The organism is Streptomyces sp. MK37H (assembly GCF_018035285.1).
Lineage (GTDB): Bacteria > Actinomycetota > Actinomycetes > Streptomycetales > Streptomycetaceae > Streptomyces > Streptomyces endocoffeicus.
Map to the genome: position 1 here is coordinate 1 of NZ_JAAAYH010000882.1, position 1,094 is coordinate 1,094.

General features: G+C 72.7%; 1 protein-coding gene. It reads left to right on the forward strand.

Annotation, left to right across the window (positions count from 1 at the left end; translation table 11 throughout):
• Window positions 1-1,094: beta-ketoacyl reductase (locus tag GWI24_RS44585; protein WP_210951694.1), on the forward strand; the 1,094-nt coding region annotated here is incomplete at both ends.

Below are 1,094 nucleotides of genomic sequence, written 5' to 3' on the forward strand. Positions count from 1 at the left end.
CGCCTACCTGGACGCCCTCGCCCAGCACCGCGCCGCCCAGGGCCTGCCCGCCACCTCGCTGGCCTGGGGTCTGTGGGCCGATTCCAGTGCGATGACCGGTGAGCTGGACGACGCGGATGTGTCCCGGATGAGCCGGGGCGGTGTTCTCGCGCTCTCCGCGACGGAGGGTCTGGAGCTGTTCGACGTCGCGGGCCGCCTCGGCGAGGCGGTGCTGGTGCCGATGTCGCTGGACATGGCCGCGCTCCGGGCGCAGGCGGGCAGCGGTGCGCTGGCGCCGCTGTTCCGTGGGCTGGTGCGGGTTCCGGCGCGGCGTGCGGCGGAGGGCGCGGCGGCGTCGGGTGCGCTGGCGCGGCGGCTCACCGGGCTGGACGAGGCCGAGCAGCTCGATGTGCTGCTGGACCTGGTCCGTACGAACGTCGCGACGGTGCTCGGATACGCCGGGCCGGAAACGGTCGAGCCCGACCGCTCCTTCCGTGAGCTGGGCTTTGACTCGCTGACGGCGGTGGAGCTGCGGAACGCGCTCGGTGCGGTGAGTGAGCTGCGGCTGCCCGCCACGCTGGTCTTCGACTACCCGACGCCTGCGGTGCTCGCCGAGTTCCTGCGTGCCGAGGTTGTCGGCGCGGCGGCCGCGGTGGCGGGTCCGGTGGTGGTGTCGGCTCCCGATGATGAGCCGATCGCGATCGTGGGGTTGGGCTGTCGCTACCCGGGTGGGGTGGAGACTCCGGAGGATCTGTGGCGGCTGGTCATGGAGGGCCGGGACGCGATCTCCGAGTTCCCCACCGACCGTGGCTGGGACCTCTCGGCGCTCTACCACGAGGACCCGGACCACAGCGGAACGAGCTACGCCCGCGAGGGCGGCTTCGTGGAGGACGCCGGACACTTCGACCCGGGCTTCTTCGGGATCTCGCCGCGTGAGGCGCTGGCGATGGATCCGCAGCAGCGGTTGCTGCTGGAGACGTCGTGGGAGGCGTTCGAGCGGGCGGGCATCGACCCGGGTGCGCTGCGCGGCAGCCGTACCGGTGTCTTCGCGGGCGTCATGTACCACGACTACGCCTCGCTGCTGGAGCGGGTGCCCGAGGGGGTCGAAGGCTTCC